This window comes from Terriglobus sp. 2YAB30_2 (assembly GCF_052114765.1).
In the GTDB taxonomy this organism is placed as follows: Bacteria; Acidobacteriota; Terriglobia; order Terriglobales; family Acidobacteriaceae; genus Terriglobus.
Genome location: NZ_JBFRFJ010000001.1, coordinates 47,384 through 70,873, shown reverse-complemented (window position 1 = coordinate 70,873; position 23,490 = coordinate 47,384). Strand labels below are relative to the sequence as shown.

Annotated in this window: 26 protein-coding genes; 16 read left to right on the top strand and 10 right to left on the bottom strand. The window is 55.9% G+C overall.

Annotation, left to right across the window (positions count from 1 at the left end):
* Positions 1 to 10 precede the first annotated feature (10 nt).
* The 12 genes from AB4Y89_RS00300 (at position 11) to AB4Y89_RS00245 (ending at position 12,047) form a co-directional block, all read left to right on the top strand.
* On the top strand, positions 11 to 1,324 hold the full coding sequence (locus tag AB4Y89_RS00300) for a TolC family protein (RefSeq protein WP_442298910.1): 1,314 nt from the start codon (positions 11 to 13) through the stop codon (positions 1,322 to 1,324).
* A 276-nt stretch (positions 1,325 to 1,600) separates the two neighbouring features.
* The gene (locus AB4Y89_RS00295; RefSeq protein WP_442298909.1) at positions 1,601 to 2,257 is read left to right on the top strand and encodes a GNAT family N-acetyltransferase; all 657 of its coding nucleotides are present in this window, start codon (positions 1,601 to 1,603) and stop codon (positions 2,255 to 2,257) included.
* Between the two features lie 704 nt (positions 2,258 to 2,961).
* On the top strand, positions 2,962 to 3,528 hold the full coding sequence (locus AB4Y89_RS00290; protein WP_442298908.1) for a TetR/AcrR family transcriptional regulator: 567 nt from the start codon (positions 2,962 to 2,964) through the stop codon (positions 3,526 to 3,528).
* A gap of 375 nt (positions 3,529 to 3,903) precedes the next feature.
* Positions 3,904 to 4,599, top strand: coding sequence for a response regulator (locus tag AB4Y89_RS00285; protein WP_442298907.1), 696 nt, complete (start codon positions 3,904 to 3,906; stop codon positions 4,597 to 4,599).
* Positions 4,596 to 5,975 (top strand): ATP-binding protein, encoded by a 1,380-nt coding sequence (locus tag AB4Y89_RS00280; protein ID WP_442298906.1) that lies wholly within the window; start codon positions 4,596 to 4,598, stop codon positions 5,973 to 5,975. Before AB4Y89_RS00285 ends, AB4Y89_RS00280 begins: the two co-directional genes overlap by 4 nt.
* 67 nt (positions 5,976 to 6,042) lie before the next feature.
* Complete coding sequence (locus AB4Y89_RS00275) at positions 6,043 to 6,618, top strand: RNA polymerase sigma factor (protein ID WP_442298905.1); 576 nt, start codon at positions 6,043 to 6,045, stop codon at positions 6,616 to 6,618.
* 565 nt (positions 6,619 to 7,183) lie between these two features.
* The gene (locus AB4Y89_RS00270; protein WP_442298904.1) at positions 7,184 to 8,173 is read left to right on the top strand and encodes an MBL fold metallo-hydrolase; all 990 of its coding nucleotides are present in this window, start codon (positions 7,184 to 7,186) and stop codon (positions 8,171 to 8,173) included.
* A 70-nt stretch (positions 8,174 to 8,243) separates the two neighbouring features.
* Complete coding sequence (locus AB4Y89_RS00265) at positions 8,244 to 8,657, top strand: DoxX family protein (protein ID WP_442298903.1); 414 nt, start codon at positions 8,244 to 8,246, stop codon at positions 8,655 to 8,657.
* 59 nt (positions 8,658 to 8,716) lie between these two features.
* Entirely contained in the window at positions 8,717 to 8,932 is a 216-nt protein-coding gene (locus tag AB4Y89_RS00260) for a hypothetical protein (RefSeq protein WP_442298902.1), read from the top strand.
* A gap of 8 nt (positions 8,933 to 8,940) precedes the next feature.
* Entirely contained in the window at positions 8,941 to 9,543 is a 603-nt protein-coding gene (locus AB4Y89_RS00255) for a DinB family protein (RefSeq protein WP_442298901.1), read from the top strand.
* Between the two features lie 123 nt (positions 9,544 to 9,666).
* Positions 9,667 to 11,262: a flavin monoamine oxidase family protein gene (locus tag AB4Y89_RS00250; protein WP_442298900.1), complete on the top strand. Its 1,596-nt coding sequence runs from the start codon at positions 9,667 to 9,669 to the stop codon at positions 11,260 to 11,262.
* A 53-nt stretch (positions 11,263 to 11,315) separates the two neighbouring features.
* Positions 11,316 to 12,047 (top strand): hypothetical protein, encoded by a 732-nt coding sequence (locus tag AB4Y89_RS00245; protein ID WP_442298899.1) that lies wholly within the window; start codon positions 11,316 to 11,318, stop codon positions 12,045 to 12,047.
* 67 nt (positions 12,048 to 12,114) lie between these two features.
* On the opposite strand, the gene AB4Y89_RS00240 is transcribed toward AB4Y89_RS00245, so the two are convergent.
* Together AB4Y89_RS00240 and AB4Y89_RS00235 are read right to left on the bottom strand one after the other, a co-directional pair.
* Positions 12,115 to 13,293 (bottom strand): alpha/beta fold hydrolase, encoded by a 1,179-nt coding sequence (locus tag AB4Y89_RS00240; protein WP_442298898.1) that lies wholly within the window; start codon positions 13,291 to 13,293, stop codon positions 12,115 to 12,117.
* 2 nt (positions 13,294 to 13,295) lie between these two features.
* Positions 13,296 to 14,063, bottom strand: a complete 768-nt coding sequence (locus AB4Y89_RS00235; protein WP_442298897.1) for an enoyl-CoA hydratase/isomerase family protein — start codon at positions 14,061 to 14,063, stop codon at positions 13,296 to 13,298.
* Between the two features lie 185 nt (positions 14,064 to 14,248).
* Here AB4Y89_RS00235 and AB4Y89_RS00230 point away from each other — a divergent pair, with 185 nt between their 5' ends.
* The gene (locus AB4Y89_RS00230; RefSeq protein WP_442298896.1) at positions 14,249 to 15,073 is read left to right on the top strand and encodes a helix-turn-helix domain-containing protein; all 825 of its coding nucleotides are present in this window, start codon (positions 14,249 to 14,251) and stop codon (positions 15,071 to 15,073) included.
* A 228-nt stretch (positions 15,074 to 15,301) separates the two neighbouring features.
* Here AB4Y89_RS00230 and AB4Y89_RS00225 read toward each other — a convergent pair whose 3' ends face one another.
* The 5 genes from AB4Y89_RS00225 to AB4Y89_RS00205 all read right to left on the bottom strand — a co-directional run bounded on the left by AB4Y89_RS00225 (position 15,302) and on the right by AB4Y89_RS00205 (position 18,694).
* Entirely contained in the window at positions 15,302 to 15,895 is a 594-nt protein-coding gene (locus AB4Y89_RS00225) for an SRPBCC family protein (RefSeq protein WP_442298895.1), read from the bottom strand.
* 33 nt (positions 15,896 to 15,928) lie between these two features.
* Entirely contained in the window at positions 15,929 to 16,345 is a 417-nt protein-coding gene (locus AB4Y89_RS00220; protein WP_442298894.1) for a nuclear transport factor 2 family protein, read from the bottom strand.
* A 92-nt stretch (positions 16,346 to 16,437) separates the two neighbouring features.
* Complete coding sequence (locus tag AB4Y89_RS00215; protein ID WP_442298893.1) at positions 16,438 to 17,040, bottom strand: NADPH-dependent F420 reductase; 603 nt, start codon at positions 17,038 to 17,040, stop codon at positions 16,438 to 16,440.
* 93 nt (positions 17,041 to 17,133) lie between these two features.
* A complete protein-coding gene (locus AB4Y89_RS00210; protein WP_442298892.1) occupies positions 17,134 to 17,868 on the bottom strand; it encodes an SDR family NAD(P)-dependent oxidoreductase in 735 nt (244 codons plus the stop codon).
* A gap of 94 nt (positions 17,869 to 17,962) precedes the next feature.
* Complete coding sequence (locus AB4Y89_RS00205; RefSeq protein ID WP_442298891.1) at positions 17,963 to 18,694, bottom strand: SDR family NAD(P)-dependent oxidoreductase; 732 nt, start codon at positions 18,692 to 18,694, stop codon at positions 17,963 to 17,965.
* A gap of 119 nt (positions 18,695 to 18,813) precedes the next feature.
* On the opposite strand from AB4Y89_RS00205, the gene AB4Y89_RS00200 reads away from it, so the two are divergent.
* Positions 18,814 to 19,836, top strand: coding sequence for an AraC family transcriptional regulator (locus tag AB4Y89_RS00200; RefSeq protein WP_442298890.1), 1,023 nt, complete (start codon positions 18,814 to 18,816; stop codon positions 19,834 to 19,836).
* Between the two features lie 153 nt (positions 19,837 to 19,989).
* Here the strand turns inward: AB4Y89_RS00200 and AB4Y89_RS00195 are convergent, their stop codons facing one another.
* Positions 19,990 to 20,757, bottom strand: coding sequence for a hypothetical protein (locus tag AB4Y89_RS00195; RefSeq protein ID WP_442298889.1), 768 nt, complete (start codon positions 20,755 to 20,757; stop codon positions 19,990 to 19,992).
* A gap of 445 nt (positions 20,758 to 21,202) precedes the next feature.
* Positions 21,203 to 21,937: an SDR family oxidoreductase gene (locus AB4Y89_RS00190; protein WP_442298888.1), complete on the bottom strand. Its 735-nt coding sequence runs from the start codon at positions 21,935 to 21,937 to the stop codon at positions 21,203 to 21,205.
* A gap of 123 nt (positions 21,938 to 22,060) precedes the next feature.
* Here AB4Y89_RS00190 and AB4Y89_RS00185 point away from each other — a divergent pair, with 123 nt between their 5' ends.
* Positions 22,061 to 22,453, top strand: coding sequence for an ArsR/SmtB family transcription factor (locus AB4Y89_RS00185; RefSeq protein ID WP_442298887.1), 393 nt, complete (start codon positions 22,061 to 22,063; stop codon positions 22,451 to 22,453).
* Positions 22,454 to 22,530: 77 nt separating this feature from the next.
* Here the strand turns inward: AB4Y89_RS00185 and AB4Y89_RS00180 are convergent, their stop codons facing one another.
* Positions 22,531 to 22,830 carry a helix-turn-helix domain-containing protein gene (locus tag AB4Y89_RS00180; protein WP_442298886.1) on the bottom strand — a complete coding sequence of 100 codons (300 nt, stop codon included), beginning with the start codon at positions 22,828 to 22,830 and terminating at the stop codon, positions 22,531 to 22,533.
* Between AB4Y89_RS00180 and AB4Y89_RS00175 the strand changes: the two genes are divergently transcribed.
* Positions 22,824 to 23,372: an SDR family NAD(P)-dependent oxidoreductase gene (locus tag AB4Y89_RS00175; RefSeq protein WP_442298885.1), complete on the top strand. Its 549-nt coding sequence runs from the start codon at positions 22,824 to 22,826 to the stop codon at positions 23,370 to 23,372. The genes AB4Y89_RS00180 and AB4Y89_RS00175 overlap by 7 nt on opposite strands.
* Positions 23,373 to 23,490: the final 118 nt, after the last annotated feature.

The window sequence follows — 23,490 nt, the reverse complement described above, 5'->3', positions numbered from 1 at the left end:
AGAAACAACTTTGAAACGATATCTCTTTGCCCTGATGGTCACCGTTCCTGCCTGCGCACAGCAGACTCCCGTGCACCTTACGCTGAACGACGCGATCGACCAGGCTCTGCGGCAGAACCGCTCCGTAGAGCTGGCACGGCTCGAGGTTGTCGGCAAACAACATGAAAAGGACGAGGCGCGCTCGCATTACTTTCCGCAACTCAGCAATGAGAGCCAGGTTTCCCATATTACTGAACTGCAGGGTGTCACGCTGCCCAAGGGCGCGCTAGGCAACGGCACTCCGATTGAGACCGTCACCGTCGGTCAGGGGAGCAGCACCAGTTACCTCAGCCTGACCACGCTGGGCCAACCGATGACTCAGCTCTTCAAAGTACATGATGGCAACAAAGCCGCGGCCGCCGGAGTGAAGGTAGCCGAAATCGAACTCGAAGACGCACGTGACACCATCGCGCTGAAAGTTCGCCAGGTGTACTACGGCGTGTTGATCGCACAATGGAAGAAACGCGCGGCCGAGCAGCAATTGAAGGCCTCCGAATCCAGTGAGCAGGAGACACGCTACCAAGTGCAGCGCGGCGAGGCGCTCGACGTTTCCGAGCTTGAAAGCCGAGCCGGGGTTCTACAGGCCAAGCAGGACCTACTCACACAACAGCTCTCCATCACGGATACCAGCATGACGCTCGCCTACCTGCTCGGCATGCCAGTGAATACGATCTTCGAGCTCGACGAAGCCCCTGCCAATATGGCTGTCGACCTGCCGCCGCGTGCCGAGGGTATCCGCATGGCGTTAACCGAAAGTCCCGAGGTACGCGCCGCAAAGGCCACCGTCGAAAAGGCTCGCGCCGGTGTCGCAGCAGCACGCGATGCTTACATCCCGGACCTCACCGCTATCGCGCGCTACAACTACCAGAGCGGTGTTCCCTTTCTCGTGCATAACTTCGGTGTCTTCGGGGTGAACTTCCGTTACGAGCTCTTTGACGGTGGTAAACGAGAGGCGGAACTTGGCAAGGCACGCATTCAACTTCGCCAGGCCGAGGTAAAGCTTGCCGATGTGGCCTTACACATTGAAGCCGAGGCCAACGCGGCATATGACAAAGTCGAACGTATGCAGAGCCTCGCTCATCTTGCCGAGGAGGTTCGCCAAGTTCGCTCCGAAGCTGCGCGCGTAAAGAGCAAACAGGTAGAGTTGCACGCAGCACTTCCCTCACAGCAGGTCACTGCCGAAGCGCAACTCAGCGCCTCCACTGCGAGCGCCATGGAAGCCAGTCTTGGCCTTTCGCTTGCGCAAGGAGAGTTGCGGAAAACAGTGGGACTGCCACAGAAATAATTCGCGCGACCTCTATGGGCCTGCAATAGGCGATACTTGTGATGTCTGAATTTCTAAAGCGCTAGAGGAAGTACGGGGCAGGAGAAGGTGTTGCTGGATTTCCCCTACTAGCCTATTGAACGCCCTGACTACAGCCGATGCTTAGCGATCCCCGGGTTCCTATCTCAACTCCCGGCAACATCGCTTGGCACGTCCTGGCAATAAAAACTTCCTGCCCAGCCGGGCGGGAATACGGACGGCCTCTTCCCTGTGATAAAAACCTGACAGGTTGTCGACATGCCGGCACAGCATCCTTCCGATCTGCACTTTCAATGGCCGTTGCAAAAGGTAGTTTTGCAGGGCTATTCCGTGCGCCTTTCGCCTATTGACTACTCTCATCTCGATGACCTTTATCTTTGGTCGCCGGAGGAGGATATCTGGCGCTACATGACCTTTGCACATCTGGCGTCGAAGAACGAATTAGAGGCTTGGATTGGCGCTGCAATGGATGCCAATGAACGCGGCACAGAGTTAAACTTCGCGATCATTAACGAAACCAGTCGGTCGGCGGTTGGAACAACGAGCCTTTACCGGGTGGTGCCAGAGCACAAGAGGCTCGAAGTGGGAAAAACCTGGCTCGGAGCGTCATACCGAAGGACGCATATCAATACGGCAGCGAAGTACTTGCTACTCAATCATGCTTTCGAGGTACTCACGGCAAACAGAGTTGAATTGAATACGGACGCAAGAAATCTGCGATCCCAGCGTGCCATTGAACGACTCGGCGCCAAGCGCGACGGTGTATTACGCTGTCACATGGTAATGCGGGATGGCTTCGTTCGCGATACCGTGAATTATTCCTTCACGATGCGTGACTGGCCAGCCACGAAGGTCCGGCTTCAGAATCTCCTACGAGATCAGACATCCAGCGCCAATTCTGAAAAGGAGGAATAGTTCCACGCCTCGAAACGCGATTCCATATCGAATTCAAAACGAAGCGCACAGGTTAGCCAATTGGGTTAGATATGAACTCAGCTTTTGAAGCACGCTCTCAAGAATCTCGTCGGAAAGCTTCGCGGCAGTCCCGGTACACTCACCCTAGCGAGGCCTCCTTATTCGCGTGCGTCAGAGCGCCTCGATCCTTGAGATTTCGTTGCGGGAAAATATGGAATCGCAGCAGGTCAGCTCCTTGAGCCCGTCCTCGACACAAGAATTTCCGGGCAGGAATATAGTTTTCTATTCATCGCCAGCCCAGTTCTTGTTCCCGAAGCCGTGGAACATCCGACGGGAATTCGCTATGCGCGTCACGCAGCTTCGCGGGAGTTGTCGTAAGTCTGGATCGGGACCATCCAGATTTGACGTCGTCATCCCTGAGCGCAAGATTGATGACGTATCCACAATTAGGGCAGACGTGGACACTCTCCCAAGGCCCACCTCCGTTGGCTCCGGTCTCGCTCATTAGCCTTCATCCGATCTATAAGGAACTCCTCACGAACTGAATGAGGAGAGTCTGCATTCCCTTTGAAGTCCGATCTGCCCTCACCTGTGTGGAGTAAGTGTTTGTAAAGGTTTGTAAAGATTGCGGTAGCAAACTAATCATGGCGCGAGCTATCATTGCACAATGGTAGCGGCCGCTACCAAAAAGGATGAGGTCCGTAATGAAGATTTCCAAGAAGAAAGCCGCCGAGAACCGCGAGTTGATTCTGGCAAGCGCAGCGAAGTTATTTCGGGAACGTGGGGTGGCAGGTGTTGGTGTCGACGCTCTCGGTCAGGCTGCGGGGATGACCCACGGAAGTCTTTACAGCCAGTTCGGTTCGAAAGAGAAGCTTTTGGCGGAAGCGCTCGACTTCGGATTCGAGCGTGCAGGTGCGATGGTTGCTCGCCTCAACCCTAGTCTCGAAGAAGCAATCTCTCGCTATCTAACGCCTGGTCATCGGGACAATCCCGGCTCGGGTTGTTTCATGGCGGCACTGGGCGGGGACATGCCGAGGCAGGGAGCGACGGTTCGCAGATCGTTCACCCGCATTGTTAAAGGCGCCGCAACTCGTTTAGGAGAGAAGCTTCCGGAAAGAAGAGGAACATCTCTGGAGCGCCAGGACGAGATGCTCGCCACGGTTGCGTCCATGGTCGGAGCGATGATTCTGGCTCGCGCCGTGGACGACAAGGAATTTTCGGAACACATACTTTCAGCAACCCGTTCAAAACTGCTCAAGGATTTGACATGAACTATCTTTCATCGGCCCAGGTTGGCGCGATGCTGGGGAGTCTGATTGTCAGCACCCTGCTCGCTCTTTGGTACTAGCCCTTTTTCTCGCAGGCCGGTTCACCTTTCACGATCATCCATTCAATCTGTGGACGACGCTCAGAAGATACTCGAAGAGCTTCCGCTGGATAAGGCGAAGCTTGGGGCATACGATCTTATTCCCCTGACCACCCTGGCTTCCTCTTGAAAGCCTCCTCGCTACCGCTCCGATGAAGCCGGTGCAGTAGCAATGAGACATGAGAAGCCGTGCTGAGATGCCCAATGTAAATGTATGTAAAGGCAGTATCTCGGCACGGCTTCCGCCCTTAGGATGGACCTGGAGATTGAATGTGAACGCATGAGCCGGCTGTTGATAATTGACGATGATCGGGAGCTCTTTGTGCTCTTGGCCGAGCGCATGGAGTCGGAAGGGTTTCAGCTTGATGCAGCCCATGATGGTCGGAAGGGGCTTGAACTGGCAACCACCGGGAACTATTCCCTGGTGATTTTGGACATCATGATGCCACGCTTGGGCGGCATGGAAGTTCTAAAGCTGCTAAGGCCGAAATCCGCAGTACCCGTGTTGATGTTGACGGCCAAAGGAGATGACATCGACCGTATCCTTGGCCTGGAACTTGGAGCGGATGACTACCTTCCGAAGCCCTTCAATCCTAGAGAACTGATCGCCCGCATTCGAGCCATCCTACGGCGTGTCGAAGAGCGACGCCAGACCTCAAGTCGCGTCGACGCGGACGATATCGCAATCGATGCAGAGCGACGCGAGGCACGCTTTCAGGGAAAACCCCTCGTCCTCACAACCGCCGAGTTTGCGATTCTCGAAGTGCTCGTTCGAAATGTAGGGCGGGTGCTCTCGCGGGATTTTCTAACCGATGCAGCGATGGGACGTAGCCTCGGCTTCGCAGACCGCACCGTCGATGTGCATATCAGTAATCTTCGGAAAAAGCTGAGCACGAATCGTGGAGTCGAACGGATCAAAACCGTGCGTGGCACCGGCTACATCCTGACTCCGATGTCAAGCGGAAATAATCTATGACAAGGCTCTTCCTCAAAATCTTCTTGTGGTTTTGGGCGACGGTCCTGCTAACCGGGATCACTCTCGTAGCGATTGTGATGTTTCAGAATCGCCAGATACGTCCACAGGATCATGAAGGTCTAATCGAGACGGTGCGCTATTTTGGGACCGCCGCCGCACACATCACCGAAGACCAGGGGCACGCTGCCGGGACTACGTATCTGACAAACCTCTCGCGTGATGTGAGAATTCACGCGTGTCTTTTCGATACCGCAGGGCAGACAATGGCCGGAACGCGATGTGACACATTCGGTCCAATGATTCGAGGTATCCAACGCGGTGCGGGTTCCGAGTTCTCGATGCCTAATGGAACCGTCCGCATCGCTGTACGCATTGCGGAGGAAAATCGAGAGCCGGTCTTCTTTGCGTCTGAACTCCCCGTAGCGCCGCGTGCAATGCTTCAAAGCAATATCCCCTCGCTTCTCTTCCGTGGAGGATTTGCCATCCTTGTTTCGGGGTGGATTTGTTACGCGCTGGCGCAATTCTTGACACGTCCGGTCCTGAATTTGCGGCTGGCCGCGCAGCGGATTACGGCCGGGCAGCTTGATGTTCGAGCGGACGAACGGCTTACGAAGAGACGTGATGAACTCGGAGATCTTGTCCAGGACTTCAACTGCATGGCCGACACCAACCAGAGGGTGATCTCACGCCAGCGACAGTTGCTCTATGACATCTCGCACGAGCTGCGGTCACCGCTAACGCGCATGAATGTCGCGATTGACCTCTTGCGCGGGAGAGTCGGCGAGGACGCCGCTCTGGTGAGGATTCAGACCGATACAGTCCGCCTGAACGAACTGATTAGTCGTCTACTGACGGTCACGAAGCTGGAGAACACGTCTACACTTTTGAATCCCACCGGTCTTGCGCTGAGCGATCTGGTGAGGAGCATTGCTTCGGATGCCGATTTTGAAGCACAGAAAGCAGGGAGCCATGTACTTGTCACAAGCGAGTCCGACATCTCCATGCAGGGTGACTACAGCCTTCTGCGGAGTGCGATCGAGAATGTAGTGCGAAACGCCGTAAGGCATACGGCTCCGAACACATCCGTGGATATCCATCTCATCGGCTCGAACAGGGTTGACTCCGCGAACGTGACAATCACGGTGCGGGACTACGGAGAGGGCGTGCCCGAAAAAGAGCTGAACAACATCTTCGAGCCGTTCTATCGCGTCATCGATTCTGATAGAGCCGCCGACGACGATGGTGTCGGTCTGGGTCTCTCAATCACGGATCGGGTTATCCGACTTCATGGCGGAACGATTCAAGCCTCAAATGCACCATCAGGGCGCGGTCTCCTTGTGACCATTCGCCTGCCCTTAGCTCAACCCATCTGCTGAACTTTACCGATCCAAACATCTCTTTACATTGTGAAGCTGCCGTGGGCGATGTAATCGACACACAGCGATGAATGTCCTAGCCAACGCCGCCTCTCTCACGCTTCCGGGAACCATACCGGGGGTCGCATCCATCGACTCGCTTTTCGACAACTATCGGTCTCGGCTGTTCCGACTTGCATACCGTATCACCGGAAATCGCGAAGATGCCGAAGATGCTGTACAGGAGACGCTTTACCGCGTCGCGACGAAAGCTCATCAGTTTCGGGGACAGTCGCAATTCTCAACCTGGCTGACTCGCATTGCCATTAATCAGGCTTTGATCTGCCTCCGACAGCGCAAGCGTGACCGCTCGGTCTCCCTCGATGAATACCTGGCGGGCGATGACGACAGGCCCCAATCTGAGTTGCGCGATTCTCGACCAACGCCCGATGCTTCCTTATCTGTGGGAGAATCGAAGGCTCTCGTTGAGCGATGCATCACGCGCTTACCGAAGATGTATAGGGAGATCATCAAACTCTACTACCTTGACGAACTCTCCATCGCCGAGGTCCGAGGAACTCTGAGGTTGACGGAACCCACAGTAAAAAGCCGCCTGGTCCGTGCGCGGCGAATGTTGCGAGATCAACTTGAGGCGGCTCAATGAAGGCCCCCCGTTCAGCCTCTTCTCATCAAGTCCTTTGCCGGGATGATGCAGAAGGCGAATTGCAACCCCGTCGGTTCAAGCATCGTCTGACGGCGAACGGCATTGAGTCCATGTGCCTCCTCTGCAACCGGTGGGTTGGTGAGGCACAGGACGAGTGGTTGTTGCTCTCTCTTGAACTCGTACATATCTGTCCTGATGAACGTGGTCTGTAATTCTTCGCTGGCGGAAGGCTGAGACGCCGCTCCTACCGTTTACCTCGAATGGCAATCCCCCTTACAAACCTTTACAGACCCTTACGTCAGCGTGCGTGCGTTCCCCTTGTAATGTGCATTGGGGAACGCGGACTGCGCCTCGTGATGCAGCGCCTTCCCAACGATGCGGGCTTCGGTTCGCACACAATACAGACGTACTTGTGACGAACTTCAGAGTGCAACAGCAGTAAGCCTTGAGAGCTCCTTTGCTTTACCTAACTTCACACAAGCTTACGAAACAGGTCCTCAAAGGGAGCTGTAATCAAGTCCAGATCGATTGCGCTCCAGCGCTCGATCTAAGGAGCGAATAAAGCATGAAAACCATTTTGAGGAACGTGTTCTTTGCCTTTGCTGCGGTAATGATGACTGCACTGGTTGTCGCCCAGGGTCCCAGCATTAACTACGCTAAAGCCCAGTTCATTCCCCAGCAACTCGCGCCGAATGTTTACATCCTTACCGGCTCGCCCGGCGCGGACGCTGGCCATCCCGAGGCAGCAGGCGGTCGTATCGGTATCCTGGCGGGGCCGGAGGGCGTGTTGATGGTCGATGCGGCCTACGCACCTCTTTCCGACAAGCTTGCTATCGCGATCAAACAGATCAATCCCGGCCCGATCCGGTTTCTGATCGACACCCATTATCATCCTGACCACACTGGCGGGAACCCGAACTTTGCGAAGATGGGTGCTCTCATCTTCGCCCGCGAAGAGGTGAGGCAAGCACTCGTCACGCCACCTCCTCCAGCAGTGCTCGCGGCAGTCGGGGACGCAGCCTCATGGAAAGATCCCGAACGTCTTCCCATTGTGACCTACGGCGCTGGCGCTCCCGTAAAGATCCATTTCGATGGCGAGACGGTTGACCTCATCCCGCTTCCATCGGGTCACACCAACGGCGACACGATGATTCGCTTTGAGACGGCCAACGTCATCATGATCGGCGACTTCTATCGGAACTACGGCTATCCATTTGTCGATGCGACTCACGGTGCCTCATTCAAGGGGACCCTCGAAGCCATTGACCTGTTGCTGCGCACTGCTGATGCAAATACAAAGCTCGTGCCTGGGCATGGGTCGTTGCCCACACTCACAGACGTCCAGGCCTACCGCGACATGATCCTCGATATTCGAGCCAAGGTTCAGACGATGGTGGCGAACGGAAGCTCGCTTCCGCAGGTCATTGCAGCCAACCTCACCGCTCCATATGACGCCAAGGTTCCGGGTGGGACAGATCCATTGCCCGCTGGATTAGGCAATAGTGTCGATCGCTTTGTATCGGCCCTGTACGCGGAAGCGAAAGCGACGCATTAGGTCCCCGCCGATTTGAATGGTGGACGGACACGATTCTCCCTTACATAGAAACAGTGCTCAGGAGCAGCTAATGAAAACTCTGAAGACTTTGACGATCGCGTATTGGGCAAGCACAGGCTTATTTTGCTGCGTGTTCCTCTTCACCGGGACCTCGTATCTGCTGCACACGCAGACTATGGTTACGAAATTCCGCGAGATAGGTTTTCCCCTTTACATCATGAACTTGATCGGAGTTCTGAAAATAGCCGGCGCTATCACCCTCTTGGTACCCAGGTATCCAAGGCTCAAGGAGTGGGCTTATGCAGGTTTCATCTTCGACTTCGTCGGAGCGGCATGGTGCCATTTTGCCGTTCAAGGTTTCGGCCAAGGGGTGAGGCTCGTGATTCCAATCACGGTCGTTTCCATCTCTTACTTTACCTATCACCGGCTGAACGATCAGCCGGGACTGCCTACCCCGGTCGCCGAAGAACACTCTGCGCTGTAGGCAATTTACTCCCTCCTCAGCCCAAACAACTGATTTGTTCAGTAGGAAGTGTCCCTCAAATGGAGAATATTTCCGCATTGATTCGCCCCAGGTTCCATCTTGCGTCTCTGGTGCCTTCCATCCCTGCAATCGTCTCATCGTTCCTTGCTTCGGAGATCGCGGTCAAAGCGTGGTATCCAGCTCGCTACAACACCAACAACGCACTGCGGACGAGTGCAAATGTGTACGACACGCTCCCCTTCAAGAATCTGTTCCTTGAATTCAAACACCGCTAGGAGACGAGATGCACAAGAACTCTCATACGTCCGCAGCCAGATTGCTGTCCATCTTCTTGGCGTTGGCTCTATCCGGTACTGCCTTCGCGCAATCGAAGAACCCGCCGCACGCACAATCGAATGTCGCGGAGCTTCGTGCTCTGCTGCTCTCGCAACTTCGCTCCACCCATACTCAACCCGAATGGTTCCTTCCCCTCAACACGGCGATTTCGGGCCTTACGGCGGAACAGGCCAAATGGGTACCTACCAACGCCTCTGGTAAGGTCAATCCAAATGCGAACCACTCCGTTGGAATGATCGCAAATCATCTCTTGTTCTGGAATTCGAATGCGCTCGCGCAGCTCAAGGGTGACCCTGTCAGGAATCCGCAAACGAATGATGAGACGTTCAATGACTTCGATCCCTCAAAGTGGAGCAAGATCGTTCGGGATCTCCACACAGTGATGGTCTCTCTCGAAGACCTGGTCGAACGTTCAGACGATCAAACCCTCTTAGAAATCGCTCCAACGATTGAGCACATCAGCACCCACAACGCGTACCACACGGGCCAAATCTTTTATGTAAGGAAGCTGCAGGCAAGCTGGAAGCTCGATAACGACGTGAGCAAATAGAGGTTAACGCGTGGCCGTGATTTTTAATAGCGAGCGCTAGCATTGACAATGATAACGGTCGCCACTATTATTAGCCCATTCAAGCATTTCAATTGATTCGCGTGGCTTTGCAACAGCGTTGCGATGGAGCTATCAGCGCCGCATGACGGCGACGAAAAGGGGCAATCGATGGGGATTACTCGGCGTGACTTCCTAATGAGGGTTGGGCAGGCTGGCGGATACAGCGCAGCGTTCGCAACGATGCAGTCTCTTGGTCTTATGGCAGCCAAGGGCGAACAGGTGCAACCAGTCCAGGCTTCGGCCGGCATTGGCAAAGGTGTGAAGGTCATAGTCCTGGGTGGCGGCATTGGCGGGCTAGTGACTGCTTACGAAATGAAGAAGTTGGGTTATGACGTGATTCTTCTTGAGGTCCGAGACCGTCCAGGCGGTCGCAACTGGACTGCACGGGCCGGCACGAAGATCGAATTCGTTGATGGCACAACGCAAACGGTGAATTGGGAGGCTGGCAACTATCAGAATTTTGGCCCAGCGAGATTGCCCAGCACTCACTGGACCATGCTTGAGTATGCACACGAACTCGGCGTGCCCATGGAAGTCGAGATCAATACGTCCCGCTCGACGCTTTTACAAAACGACAAAGCAAACGGCGGCACGCCGATGCTTCAACGCAAGGCGATCAACGACACGCGTGGTCATGTCTCAGAATTGCTGGCTAAAAGCATCAGCGGCGGGGCCCTGGATGCGGAGCTAACTAAGGAGGACCGCGAACGCATGATGGCGTTTCTCAAAGTCTATGGTCCGCTCGATCCCAAGGGAGCCTATCGAGGCTCACCCCGTGCAGGATATAAGGCGGCTCCGGGGGCAGGAACGGACGATGGAGTCGTCGAAGAGCCGGTCGATATGCACACGCTTCTCGATGCAAATTTCTGGCAGTTCATGCTGACGGAAGAGACCTGGGACTGGCAGGCCACGATGATGCAGCCCGTGGGAGGCATGGATCGAATTCCATATGCCTTCGCGAAATCGCTCGGTCCTGTCGTGCATTACAGAGCGGAGGTGCAGGCCATTCGCAGAACAGACAAGGGCGTGGCAGTGCAATATCTCCAGGCGGGTGTAAAAAAGCAGGCCGAAGCCGCATATTGCGTCATCGCTCTACCGTTCGAGATGCTGAAGAAGATTCCGAACGATCTGTCACCGGAGGTGAAAACAGTCGTGGAGGGCAGTGTCCCTTTCGGCTTTTACAAGACGGTTTGGGAGAGCCGAAGATTCTGGGAGAGGGACTACAACATCTACGGCGGTTTGTCGTACACCCTGCAAGGGCCGGGCATCGTTTGGTACCCGAGTGCGAGCCTGATGAGCAAAACCGGTATTTTGCTTAGCGGATACGGCGAGGAAGTAGGCTCACCGCTCTGGAATATGAGTCTGGAAGAAAAGTTCGCGTATTCGCGGGCGGTGGTGGAGAAGTTCCATCCGGGCCACGGGAAGGAACTCGCAAAGCCTGTCTTCTGCGGATGGCGCCGCGTGAAATGGAACGAAGGATCTTGGATTCGCACGTTTGGCGGAAGTGACGGATACAACACCGTCATCAAGAATGACGGCCCCTTTTACTTCGCGGGCGATACGGTCAGTCACATCCCCGGCTGRCAGGAGGGCGCAGCCCTTAGCGCACGTAGAGCGGTTTCAATGATTAGCGAACGGATCAAAACGAAATCGAGCTAGTTCTGCGACTCTGCGATGTCCACAAGAACACTATTCCAATACGAGGTCGAACAATGAAGAGAAGGTACAAGATCATCATCGGTTGTGCGGTCGTCCTATTTACCGCACTCTTCCTTGCCAGGAAACAGTTTGTGGGCGGCGCAGGCAGCCCGACCGTAGAAGGTTCACGCGCCGTTACAGATGGCGGGGTCAAAGTTCCGGGATGGAATGGAAAAGTTGATGCCGCCGAGGAAAAAGCGGGCATGACACTCAATGATGCAAGGCTCATTCAAGAGGGCGATGCTTTTCATGTCACGACGGGTCCTGCAACCACGTATTGGATGTCGAATGCGACGGCCTCTGGAGATTTCACCGTCAAAGCAACATTCAACGAGCCCAAGTACATGAATCTTAACTCCCATGCACATCCTTATGGCGTCTTCATCGGAGGCAACGATATGGGGACTTCCGACCAAAGCGAGCTTTACTGTGCAGCCTTTGGAAACGGAAAGTTTATCGTACGCGGCTTCGGACCAACGCCGTTCAGAATGAATGGGCTGCTGGGTGAAAGCAACAGTGCCGTCCACAAAGCGCCAGGGCGAGGCCAGCCCGTAACTCAGGACATCTCCGTTTCGGTCAAAGGAAATACGGTGACGTGCGCTGTCAATGGATCGGTGGTCGCCAGCTACGACAAAGCTGCCCTCACAGGCGCCGGCAAACTGAAATCGACTGACGGCTATTACGGTCTTCGTTTCGCGCACAACACGGATGTCTTAGTCACGGGCCTGGCGACGTCGAAGAATTGAGCGGTCGGACTGCCAATAGACCGATCGATTCCGACACTACTTGGGCCTTTCAGCTCATAAGCCGGCTTTACCCCTGCCTTAACTCAGAGGTGAAATCGAGGAGCGTTCTGACGAGGAAGTCAGGCTGCTCTTCCTGGACAAAGTGACCCGAATTGGGTGCAAGCATTGACTTGAGCCCAGGCTGGATGCGCGCAAATGATTTGGCCGTGAGCCCAGACATGCTGTGATCGCCGTCCATTGCTAAGACCGGGAAACTCCATGGCGGCGCAACGGTCCTCTCGAAGAACTCTTTCGAATTGCGAAGCGCCCGGTAATAATCGAAGCCAGCGGCAAGCCTGCCGGCGCGCATCTGGTTTTTGACGTATTCATCGATATCGCTTTCCGTAAGAGCACTCTTCTGGTACACGAAATCACCGAAGGCGAAGGCTCGAAAGAACTCTTCTTCCCGCCCTTGAATCAGCATTTCTGCAAACGGAGAGCGAAGGAATCCGAAGTGCCAGAACGCGCCAAAAAGGTCTTCGAGCCCAAAGCCCGAGAGAGGCGACTCAATGGCTACGAACGCGCGGACATCTTCACGATGCAACGCAGCGTAGGCCCCGACGGCCTGCACGCCGAAATCCTGCCCGACCAGGATCAACTCACGGAAGCCCAGCGCTTTCACCAGCTCGTACAGGTCGTCGGCAACATCCTTAATGGCGAAGTCGCGGGCCAGGGACGAGTCTCCCGTGCCGCGCGTGTCGGGTGCGATGACTGTGAAATGTTTTGCCAGCTCCGGCATCACTTTCAGCCAGGTGCGAGACGATTCTGGATAACCATGGACAAGCAGCATCAAAGGACCAGCACCCGCTCGTAGATAGTGAATGGTCTGTCCATTGACCTTCAGGTCGTGCTCCGCTATGTCATTTGGCAACTCTCGGCCAGATCCCGCATCGCTGTGTGGCGCGGGTTGAACGCGAAGCGCCTCGCGAAAGAGCCCTGCCTCCGGAGTACCAAATTGCGCCATCCTTTCACGGCCCTCAAGCGCCGCCGGATTGTTCGCTACAGCAGCCTCGAAGGCCGCGAGGCTAGCCCAGCGTCCATCGGCGAGAACACGATGATCGTCCACCTCACCTTGCCACAGAACCAGCTCAAAAAAGCCTGGCTTCGACTGGAGGATCGAAGTCTCCTCGCGCATCGCATCGATCAACCTCTCCTGGTTCTCTTTCGAGCTAGTGCGCCAAACATTGAAGAACCTGGTTTCTGACATGTCTACAGTCCCCTCTTGTCCTTTTGTTGTTGAAGAAATGCGTGCATTCGCGCCTGTTGCTCGGCCCCGAACAGAGCTGGGAATGCTTCCTCTTCAAGCTGGTCGCGGACTGTGGCCGGAATGCCACGTCCGGCACGCGTCATTCTCTTGATTGCGGCCACTGATTGCGCACTGCAAGCGGCAATACGGTGAGTCATCTGCCTGGCCGCCTCAAGAAGATCGGCTGATCGATGAACCTGAAGTACCATGCCGTACCGCATTGCCGTCTCCGCATCGACCACTTCGCCAGTGAACATCATTGCCAGCGCGCGCTGGTAGCCGACCCGTTCTTCCAGACGCCACGTGCCGCCAAAGGCGGGCATCACGCCGCCCATGGCTTCGATCTGCCCGAATTTGGCTTGATCTCCGGCAAGGGCCAGGTCGCAAGCAAGCACCAACTCACAGCCACCGCCTAAAGCGGGAGCATCAACTGCCGCGATCACTGGCACCGGCAGGTCGGCAATCGCCCGCGCCAGTTGGTGGCCATGGTGGCTGAAGATGCGCGCTTCAGCCGAAGGCATATTGGCGAGCTCTTCGACATTCACCAACCAGGAGGCAGCATGTGTAGCGCAGAGAATCACAGCACGGATGGAGCCGATATCTGAACGGAGGTCATGAAAGATTGCGGCTAACGCCTGCTTGCCCGCTATGTCAACGCAGTGTGCACGCCGGAATGTGAGTATTGCAACCTGTTCTTGCCGATCCAGCGCAATATCCTCTGCTGCAACCATTCGCGTCTCCTTCGTAGTTGTTGCTAACTCTCCCTGCACACCAACAACTCTTTACAGCAGGTGAACCATGTTCCGATGACCGCCATATACTGAATCGTACAGGCGCCCGCAGTTTGACTCTACGTGAAGTCAGATCATCGGTATTCCGAATTCCGGGTGCAGATTTACAGGAAAGCGACATAAACGTGGCGAGCGAGAAAACTCCAATCTGGAAGCCATCGGCACACACGAGAATGGCTGTGGATGATTTCGTGGTCATGCACGGTGGTCCCAAGGCGATGCGCCTTGCCGAGCATGAGCACAAGGAAATTCAGATTGAAGCGCATTTCAGCCCAGTTTCCACTACACGACAAAGCTCTCCCGTCTTGCCCGAAACCTTTCGGCTAATCCCCTCGAAAAAGCCGCACGTCGGATCATGGAACGAGGGCAGTGAAGTCATCGTCTTTCTGCTCGATACTCGACAATTGGAAATCGCATGCGACGAATTGCTGCGCCGATCGAACGTTGTGATTCACGATGAAATCTGGGGATCGGACATTCTTATCCAATCCGTCGCGAGTGTGTTGCGCCGGGAGTTCTTGACCGGGACAAACGATCCGATGTTTCTCGAAGGTCTGCGTACAACGCTATCCGGTTATTTAGTCCGTTCTTTCCGAAACTCGGGATCACGTTCGATTCGTGGCGGACTGTCATCCAACGCTCTGCAACGCGCTCTCGAAATGATCGAGGCGAAGATACGTACGGGCGTGAGTATTGAGTCGCTCGCTAAACATTGTGATATGGGTGTTCACCGTTTTTCACAGCTCTTCAGGAAGTCTACCGGACGAAGTCCGTACCAATATTTCCTTGACCTGCGCATCGATCGAGCGAAGCACTTCCTCAAAGATACGTCTCTGCCTTTGGCAGAAATAGCATACAAACTCGGTTTCGCAAGCCAGGGCCACTTCTCAACGACGTTCCGCCAGCACACTCAACTCACACCTCAACAATATCGACGAGCAAGTCGTTAACTGCGGCAAACCCTCGTTTTCTCAGCGCCGGATTTATAGTGAGAGGCGCCCGCCCGCAAACTCTAAAGCTATGCCGGATGCAAGCAGACAGCGGGCGAGGGAGATCCAGAGCGTAGATGTGCCAATTGTTGACTCCAAGGCAACGCGCTCATGGAACAAGGTTGACCGATGGAATGAGGCGAGCTCAATGAGCGCTCAACCAGCGAGACAGCTCTTGACCGACAATGCTTACGCCTCTGCGAGACGCTTGAGTGAAAGCAGAACGCTCCTGAAGTCCTCTGTCACAAATGGACCGATTTCGGCTGCAGCTGGCCCGGAAATTGTCGTGCTGTAGATGATGCGGCTGCGGCCCTCGTCAAGGGGCACAATCCCATGGTGGACCTCGACCCGCGTGCCGTCGATTACGGTCTCATCGGTGAAGGCTTCGTTCTCACGCACAGATGTCAATCTGCTCTCGAACGCTTCACTTCCCGGCGGTTGCATCGTGAATGTTGTTCCCTCAGCAAAGGGTCCATGGACCTCAATATGCTCTATTCCCGCGTTCCAGATCTTCCACCCCGCCACATCTGAAAAAAGCTTCCATATCCGCTCTGGAGTCGCGACAACTTCAATGCTCTCTTCATGAGTCCACATGATGCAGGTCCTTTTGGGGTGTATTTTCCAGCGGCAAGATCGCAGTTCGTCGAGCACACCGCATCTTGGAAAGCCAATCATCTCATATGCCGCTGCAATCAGAAATTGAGCAGCAGGTCTTCTGAAGCTAGCTTGGAACGAGATCGACTTTCTCGGTAGTGATCGTGTCCCGATGAGTGCGTTAGCCAAGATGCACTCACCGAGACCGGTTAATCCAGAGGGTTAGTGTCTGGGGTTTGCGTCTGTCGCGGAAGCCCGCGCCAGTGCTTGCGTGTCGATATACTCCCGGACGCTCTTCAGTTTGCCATTCCGAAGGGTAATGTCGAAGACCCAGTGGTCCTCGAACGGCTTATCCGTGGCTTTGATCTTCCCCACCGCGACGCCGATGGCCAGAACCCGATCTCCTTGCGCCACGAATTCGGGAGGCTTTGGGTAAGTCATTTCCACCTCTTCGGATGCCTTCCGAAGCGTAGCCGCCAATCCCGCGAGCCCGCGGTGCGTACCGGCCAGCGGCCAGTCCTCGCCTGGAATGATCCACTCAATGTCTTCCGCCACCAACGCCAGCAAACGTTGCTTATCGCCGCTGCCCATCGCTGCAAAGAAATCTTTTACAACCTGTACATTCTCTTCGATGCTCATCGGTTCTCTCCTTTCCTTCATCAAGCGCGTCCGATCGAGTGGGAGGTTTCGGAATCATCCTTCTCGGACCAAATCACACGGTGGCAAACCGATTACTGCTGCTTCTTGAACACATCTTGGAATATGAGCTGACCCCAAGTGCGGCCCCGTGCGTGCACCAGCCATCCCCCCTCGTTCAGCTTTCCCAGCTTGACGGGCGCGAACCCGAGTTGTTTGGCCAGGTCCGCCGCGGGAGCGACCGCGTCTTCATCGTCGCTCGACAGAAAGACGACCCGATGACCTCCCTCGACCACCGGATCGGCCGCCAGGGTGGCTGCAATCAGGTGATTGAACCCTTTCACGACCTTCGCTCCTGGGAAAGACTTCGCTACGAAGGCGGAGGACGGGAGACCATCCAAGTCTTCCGGCGGAACTCCAGACGCGTTCGTCACGTCGATGATCGTCTTGCCTCTCCAGCTCGGAAGGGCCTTCGCGACGTCGAGATGTTGATCGAACAGGACAGCCAGGAAGATGGTGTCCGCCTTGAGAGCTTCCTGGAGCGATTTGGCGACGACCGTTGGTCCAATCGCCCGAGCCCGCGGTGCCAACTCCTCGGGCGGGCGACGGCTCGCGACGGTCACGTCGATGTTGTTACGCGCAAAAGCGTGAGCGAGGGCCTGGCCTATCTTGCCGAACCCGATAATTGCGTAGCTCATAAATTTTCTCCGGTACCTGTTGATGTTGCTTTCCCGCTGATCGAATCCCGGTGAGTGCGTTAGCGACCATCCACTCATCGGGCCTCGCCGATCTCAAACGGCCGTCATGCCGCCATCGACGAACAATTCCACCCCGTTCACGTAACTGGAGTCGTCTGAAGCAAGGAACAACGCAACCGTCGCAATCTCGTCGGGCTGCCCCATCGTTCCCCGCGGAATCAGCGACTCGAAAAACTCCCGCGCCTCTTTGGTGAGAACTTCTTCCTGCATCGGTGAGGTGACAGCTCCCGGAACCAAAAGGTTTACCCGGATATGTCTGCCCTTCAGTTCGTTGAGCCACGTGCGTGCGAAGGAGCGCAACGCCAACTTGCTCGCGGCATACACACCGAAACCGGGGAAACCTTTTGCCGAAGCATTGGACCCGGTCATGATGATCGATCCGCCATCGCTGAACAGCGGCAACGCCTTCTGAACCGTGAACAGTGTGCCGCGCACATTCAGGTCGAAGGCCGCATCGAAGTGCTCTTCGGTGATCTGGCCCAGTGGCAATGGCTCCCCCTTGCCGGCACTCGCGAACAGGATGTCGATCTTGCCCTTCTCGCGTTTGACCGTATCGAAGAGGCGGTCCAGATCGTCCAGATTGGCTGCGTCACCGCGCACGCCGGTTACGTTCCGGCCTATCGCCTTGACGGCCTCATCGAGCTGCTCTTGCCTGCGGCCGGTGATGAAAACATAAGCACCTTCTTCAACGAACCGCTTGGCGCTCGCCAGCGCCATACCGCTCGATCCCCCCGTGATGACTGCAACTTTTCCTTCGAGCTTTCCCATGATTTTTCCTTTGATAGATGTGTGTTATTCAGTGCGATAAGGTTCTTTGGCGGCAGTCTGGCAGATCGGCCACCTTTAGCGGTCCAGCGCGATTTCAGATAGCCGAGAAGCCGCCGTCGACTGCGAAATCCATTCCATTCACGTAGCTCGAATCGTCTGAAGCAAGAAAGAGCGCTGCCGCCGCAATCTCCTCAGGACGACCCATCTTTCCGCGGGGAATCAGGGACTCGAACATCTCCCTCGTTGCCTTGTCGAGCCGCCGGGAGTCCGGTGTGTCGACCTGCCCCGGGCTCAGCACGTTGACCCGAATCTTTCTGCCCTTCAATTCGTTCAGCCACGTGCGTGCAAAGGAGCGCAAGGCCGCCTTGCTCGCCGCGTACACGCCGAAACCAGGAAATCCTTTCACCGACGCAACCGATCCAGTCAAGATGATCGATCCGCCGTCGTTGATCAGCGGCAACGCTTTTTGCGCCGTAAACAAAGTTCCTCGCACAATCAGGCCGAACTCTCCGTCGAAATGCTGCTCGGTAATCTCGCCCAGGACGGCGGCCTCGCCCTTGCCGGCGCTCGCGAACAGGATGTCGATTTTGCCCTTTTGCTTCTGGACCGTATGGAATAGGCGGTCGAGATCGTCGAGATTCGCCGCATCACCCTGCACGCCGGTCACGTTGCGCCCAATCAGCTTGACGGCCTCATCCAGCGCCTCCTGCCTGCGGCCCGTGATGAAAACGTAAGCACCCTCCTCAACGAAGCGCTTGGCGCTCTCCAGCGCCAGACCGCTCGATCCACCCGTGATAACTGCAACTTTTCCTTCAAGCTTTCCCATACTTGCTCCTTTGCGTGCCGTGTAACATCCGATACACAGGAGTAGATTCCTCTTGTGGTGGACGAGAACTGCTCAGGAGTCCAAAGCTTTTGTCTATTCGTCCAAACAGGGAGGCTGAATTGGACCCCATAACAGATGTTTTCCGAACATTGCACGTAACCGCCTTCGGTCAGCACAGGCTCGAAGCCACCGCTCCGTGGGGCCTTAGAGGGGGAGGGGCGGAGACCGAAGACAAAGCGCCGAATGCCGGCAAGAAGAGTTCACCGACAGATTTGGCGCACTTCGCCATGCTGTCGCGCGGCAATTGCTGGCTCAACGTCGAAGGCATTGCGGAGGCGATTCCCCTCACCGGTGGTGATTGCATGTTGCTGGACCGTGACACTTCGATCGTCATGCGCGATAACCCTCGAACATCTCCAAAATCGAGTTTCCGTGAGATCGCGGCCAAGGCTAAAAGCAACGTCGCTCATTGTGGAGGGGGCGGCGCACCGACGACCATCGTCTGTGGGTCTCTTAGTTTCGACCGCGCCAGTTTGAAACCGATCACTCAGTTATTGCCTAGCTTCATTCTGATCAGGGCCGATCAGGCACGCACGTTTGCTCTTCACAACACCATGCAGGCGCTGGCGTCAGAGATGGCAGACCAGGTGCCGGGGTCTGAAATCGTCGCGACGCGCCTGGCCGAGGTTCTATTTATCCAGGTACTCCGGGCATATATCGCGTCGGAACCGGAACGCAACCAGGGATGGCTTCGTGCTGTCTTCGACCCTCAAATCGGCGCTGCCCTGACTGCCTTTCACAATCGTGTGGGTGCGCCATGGACAGTCGAATCTCTGTCCGAAGCAGCGGGTGTGTCTCGCTCCGCGTTCGCAGTGCGCTTCAAAGACCTGCTGGGGCAAACACCTCTGGAATATGTAACCGAGTGGCGGATGCAGAAGGCGATGCACTTACTCGAACAGCGTGACAAGAAGCTCATAGACGTAGCTCGGTCGGTCGGCTACGAATCTGATGCTGCGTTCAGTAAGGCGTTTAAGCGAGTAGTTGGAGCTAATCCTGGGGAATACCTCAAACGTGGATTAGAAGGCCACGATCAGTCCCGCCGACATATGAGGACGAATGTGCTCGCGGTGTCTGGCATCTAGAGGAACTTCGATTACGTCTTCGTTTTGAAAATGGCTTTCAAGAACCAGGCGCATCATGCGCTTGAACAGCAGATAGGAGCAAATCTCTTGAAGGTGTAGAGCGACTCTCGATGTCATGGTAGTTTCTTCTCAAGAAAACGACACGACACACAATCATCGCTTCACGGTATCAAGAGATTTGCTTTGGCGGCTTCGATTGGAAGCGCGGCGCCAGACTCCATTGAAGCTGACGTTAAATCCGCCACACTGTTGATTGTCGACGGCACGAAAAGTATCGCTCGAGACGTTGTACTTCAGATCAAGTACGCAAGCGTCGTTCTCGCCGTGATCGAGGATGTGCAGGAAAGGCCCCATGGCGAGAGCTTCTCCACTGACGCCTCCGAAATTCACATTGTGGGCGGCGTTGGTAAAGTACGCCTTACCCGCGACGTGGATCCTGCCCTGGCCGGCCGCGCTGCGAGTGAGAACCAGTCGGTCACGGCTCGTACCGACATGGGTGTTGATCCAAGTGCCGAGCCACTGTTGCGTAGTGATGGCGGGAGTTGCGGGAACGGGAGCCAGGCGATTGGTTGGAATCCAGCCGGACCAGCCGCCCACCATCGCGCAGGTCCAGGCGCCTTGTGTCGCGCCGGGAGCGATCAGATCGCCCTGGTAATCCTCAGGTCTGGCGAGGTCGAGGAGCTGGGTGAAGCAGACCCCGGCTGAGTTGCCGTGGCTGCCGCAGTCATACACCCTAGGGACCGGGGCAGTGCCGTTGAAGACGCGCAGGCTGGCGAAGTCGGGAGCGCCAGAGGGATCGCATGGAATCGTTGGTGCGCCGGGAGGCGATGGAGCAACGTTGTTCTGGGCTGCCGCAACGATGGACGTGAGACAGAGCAGGGCGAACAGACGGATGAATTCGAAAAGACGCGGGAAAGACATAGGAGGCTACCTTTGAACTTCAACGATTGAGGAGCCGTAGGACCGCCGTCTCAGGCGCCCGACCGAATAACGGAGCAGCTGAGCGGCGCGCTGCGACGAAGTGACAACGGGAGTCTCCGGACTGTCTGAGATGGTGAACACGCTTACCACTCAACCCCGAAATTCACGAACAGTTGTGCGCTTTGATGAAGAGTGAGCAAGGGACGGACTTCAGTGCAATATCCAGATGCCGTGAAGCGGGTGATTTCATCCAATGCCGTTTTTCTCGTTCTACACCCTCAGGAGATTACTCCAATCCCAACAAACGCCGTCTTCGTCACCGATAGCGCTCAAGCGACTAGCCAGCGGCTTGGGACCGATGCAGTCGCAGATCGTCGGGCAGGGGCGGAGGCGAAAGAGAGGCGACAGGGGCCAAAGCCGCAGCTGTCGCCTCGCGATCTACCCATCAGATGGCGACAGTACCACCGTCGACGAAAAGTTCAACTCCATTCACAAAGGATGAATCGTCGGAACCGAGAAAGAGCGCAGCAGTTGCGATCTCCTCCGGAGTCCCCAGCGTTCCGCGAGGGATCATCGCCGCTAGTCCCTTGATGAAGTTGGCGTCTCCGAGAGGTGTGAGAGCAGGGGTGTCGATAGAACCGGGACTTAGTACATTGAAGCGAATGCGACGCTCCTTGTACTCCATTAACCAGGTGCGGACGAACGCCCGAATAGCTGCCTTGCTGCCCGCGTAGACGCTGAACCTCGGTATAGCCTTGACGTTCGCGATCGATCCGTTCAGAAGGACAGAGGCACCATCGGTGAGCAGCGGAACTGCCTTTTGTACAGTGAAGAGCGTGCCGCGTACGTTGGTGTTGAATGTCCAGTCGTAGTGTGCTTCGTCCACCTCTTCAAGCGTCTTGAACTCTCCCACGCCAGCGCTGGCGAACAAGACGTCGATCTTGCCCTTTTCTTTCTTCACGATCTCGAAGAGCTTGTCCAGGTCAGCCAGCTTCGATGAATCGGCCTGGATGCCGGTGACGTTACGGCCGATCTCCTTCACTGCTGCATCGAGCCGCTCCTGGTTACGGCCCGTGATAAAGACATACGCGCCTTCTTTCACATACAGCTTTGCGGTGGCCAGCGCCATGCCTGAACTGCCCGCGGTGATCACAGCGACCTTGCCATCAAGTTTGCCCATTTTCAACTCCTTTGCAAGCGGCGGTTCTCCGCCCTCGCAACACTTCGATGGGCGTCACGACGGGAAAGATTCAATAGTTCGGAACATCGGAACTAAAAGAGAGATTAAGATTGAGTTTCAACCATGCGCCCACTTGTGCACCCTGAGATTAGTGATGTGCCGCTCGAATCGGTTTTGCACGCTTTGAGCGATCCCGTGCGGGTGGAAATTTTCGCCGACATCGAGAAGGCGCATTCTCCGGAAAATTGCTCTACCTTCCTGACCGTAGGCGAGAAGCAGATTCCCAAATCGACTCTTTCACATCACTTCAAGGTTCTGCGAGAGTCAGGATTGATTCGAAGCGAGCGGAGAGGAACGGAAATCATCAACTATTCCAGATGTAAGGAAGTAGACGGACGATTTCCTGGTTTGATTACGTCAATCATCCGTGCACACGAGATTCAGGCATCACAGGTGCGCGGTCCCCACTCTCCGAAGAAGGTTTCTCGTCTGCGGCAGCATTCAACAAAGGGCTAGTTAAGCGTTTGTAGCAGCCACATGCGAATTAACTACATGCAGGCGCTCCTAAATCTCACTGACGGGTGGGAAGGTGCTTAGAAAGTGCCTTCTCGATCATGAGCCCGTTCCAGTTCATCCTTGCAGAAACGCTCTTCTACCCTTGGCCGGTGAACGGCTTTCGTTGGTCGTGGAGCGTCTACGCTACGGAAGGACGTCCTCAGCGATTTCAGCGGAGCGGTTGCGTTCTTCTCTTTGGGTGCGTAGCGCGCCGGAGGCATGCCGATGTGGCGAACAAAAGCGACGGTGAAGGTACTGGCCGAGCTATAACCCACGTTCTCTGCAACCTGCTCTATAGCGAGATCACTTCCGCGTAAGAGCCGCTTTGCGAGTGCCATGCGCCATGCCCGCCTTCGGCGTCCCTTCGCCAGTCGAGTTGGTGGACCTCGACACGGTGCGTACCCTGTTTGAGACCAACACGCTGGGCACGCTCGCGATGATGCAGGCCATTCTGCCTTCCTTCCGCGAACGTCGGTCGGGCGTCATCATCAACGTCACCTCGTCGGTAACGCTCAGGCCCCTTCCGCTTATTGGCCTGTATCGCGCCAGCAAGGCCGCGGTGAATGCCTTTACCGAGACCCTGGCGCTCGAGATGAAGCCCTTCGGAGTGCGCGTACACCTGGTGCTGCCGGGACGCGCTCCGGAGACGAAGTTCGGCGCCAACGCCTTCCCGCATCTGCGCGGCCTCGACAACCCCGACTATGCGCCGATGATCGAGAAGGTCATCGCCGGCCTGCGAGACACGTCCGGCCAAGTGACATACTCAAGCGATGTATGTGAAGCGATCCGGAAGGTTGCCACTGACCCGTCTTCACCGCTTCGCGTCGCCGCTGGCGCCGATGCCGAGGCATGGATGGCGGAGGCTCCATCGCAAGAGTGAGTCTTTCGGACTTGCTTCGACGTTTGGTGTTTGGCTGGCTCTTCCTCGTAAGAAGCAGCCGAGCATCTCGCGCTGTGACGTACTGACGCAGTGACCCGCGATCCGGGCTGGTTAGGAC

What these genes read in the sequence shown, in the direction of transcription:
- AB4Y89_RS00290 (WP_442298908.1), top strand. Translation starts at nt 2,962, where the DNA reads ATGAAGATTTCCAAGAAGAAAGCCGCCGAGAACCGCGAGTTGATTCTG.
- AB4Y89_RS00240 (WP_442298898.1), bottom strand. Translation starts at nt 13,293, where the DNA reads ATGTCAGAAACCAGGTTCTTCAATGTTTGGCGCACTAGCTCGAAAGAG.
- AB4Y89_RS00215 (WP_442298893.1), bottom strand. Translation starts at nt 17,040, where the DNA reads ATGAGCTACGCAATTATCGGGTTCGGCAAGATAGGCCAGGCCCTCGCT.
- AB4Y89_RS00285 (WP_442298907.1), top strand. Translation starts at nt 3,904, where the DNA reads ATGAGCCGGCTGTTGATAATTGACGATGATCGGGAGCTCTTTGTGCTC.
- AB4Y89_RS00255 (WP_442298901.1), top strand. Translation starts at nt 8,941, where the DNA reads ATGCACAAGAACTCTCATACGTCCGCAGCCAGATTGCTGTCCATCTTC.
- AB4Y89_RS00195 (WP_442298889.1), bottom strand. Translation starts at nt 20,757, where the DNA reads ATGTCTTTCCCGCGTCTTTTCGAATTCATCCGTCTGTTCGCCCTGCTC.
- AB4Y89_RS00190 (WP_442298888.1), bottom strand. Translation starts at nt 21,937, where the DNA reads ATGGGCAAACTTGATGGCAAGGTCGCTGTGATCACCGCGGGCAGTTCA.
- AB4Y89_RS00280 (WP_442298906.1), top strand. Translation starts at nt 4,596, where the DNA reads ATGACAAGGCTCTTCCTCAAAATCTTCTTGTGGTTTTGGGCGACGGTC.
- AB4Y89_RS00260 (WP_442298902.1), top strand. Translation starts at nt 8,717, where the DNA reads ATGGAGAATATTTCCGCATTGATTCGCCCCAGGTTCCATCTTGCGTCT.
- AB4Y89_RS00185 (WP_442298887.1), top strand. Translation starts at nt 22,061, where the DNA reads ATGCGCCCACTTGTGCACCCTGAGATTAGTGATGTGCCGCTCGAATCG.
- AB4Y89_RS00235 (WP_442298897.1), bottom strand. Translation starts at nt 14,063, where the DNA reads ATGGTTGCAGCAGAGGATATTGCGCTGGATCGGCAAGAACAGGTTGCA.
- AB4Y89_RS00265 (WP_442298903.1), top strand. Translation starts at nt 8,244, where the DNA reads ATGAAAACTCTGAAGACTTTGACGATCGCGTATTGGGCAAGCACAGGC.
- AB4Y89_RS00220 (WP_442298894.1), bottom strand. Translation starts at nt 16,345, where the DNA reads ATGAGCATCGAAGAGAATGTACAGGTTGTAAAAGATTTCTTTGCAGCG.
- AB4Y89_RS00205 (WP_442298891.1), bottom strand. Translation starts at nt 18,694, where the DNA reads ATGGGAAAGCTTGAAGGAAAAGTTGCAGTTATCACGGGTGGATCGAGC.
- AB4Y89_RS00275 (WP_442298905.1), top strand. Translation starts at nt 6,043, where the DNA reads ATGAATGTCCTAGCCAACGCCGCCTCTCTCACGCTTCCGGGAACCATA.
- AB4Y89_RS00295 (WP_442298909.1), top strand. Translation starts at nt 1,601, where the DNA reads ATGCCGGCACAGCATCCTTCCGATCTGCACTTTCAATGGCCGTTGCAA.
- AB4Y89_RS00180 (WP_442298886.1), bottom strand. Translation starts at nt 22,830, where the DNA reads ATGGCACTCGCAAAGCGGCTCTTACGCGGAAGTGATCTCGCTATAGAG.
- AB4Y89_RS00245 (WP_442298899.1), top strand. Translation starts at nt 11,316, where the DNA reads ATGAAGAGAAGGTACAAGATCATCATCGGTTGTGCGGTCGTCCTATTT.
- AB4Y89_RS00210 (WP_442298892.1), bottom strand. Translation starts at nt 17,868, where the DNA reads ATGGGAAAGCTCGAAGGAAAAGTTGCAGTCATCACGGGGGGATCGAGC.
- AB4Y89_RS00270 (WP_442298904.1), top strand. Translation starts at nt 7,184, where the DNA reads ATGAAAACCATTTTGAGGAACGTGTTCTTTGCCTTTGCTGCGGTAATG.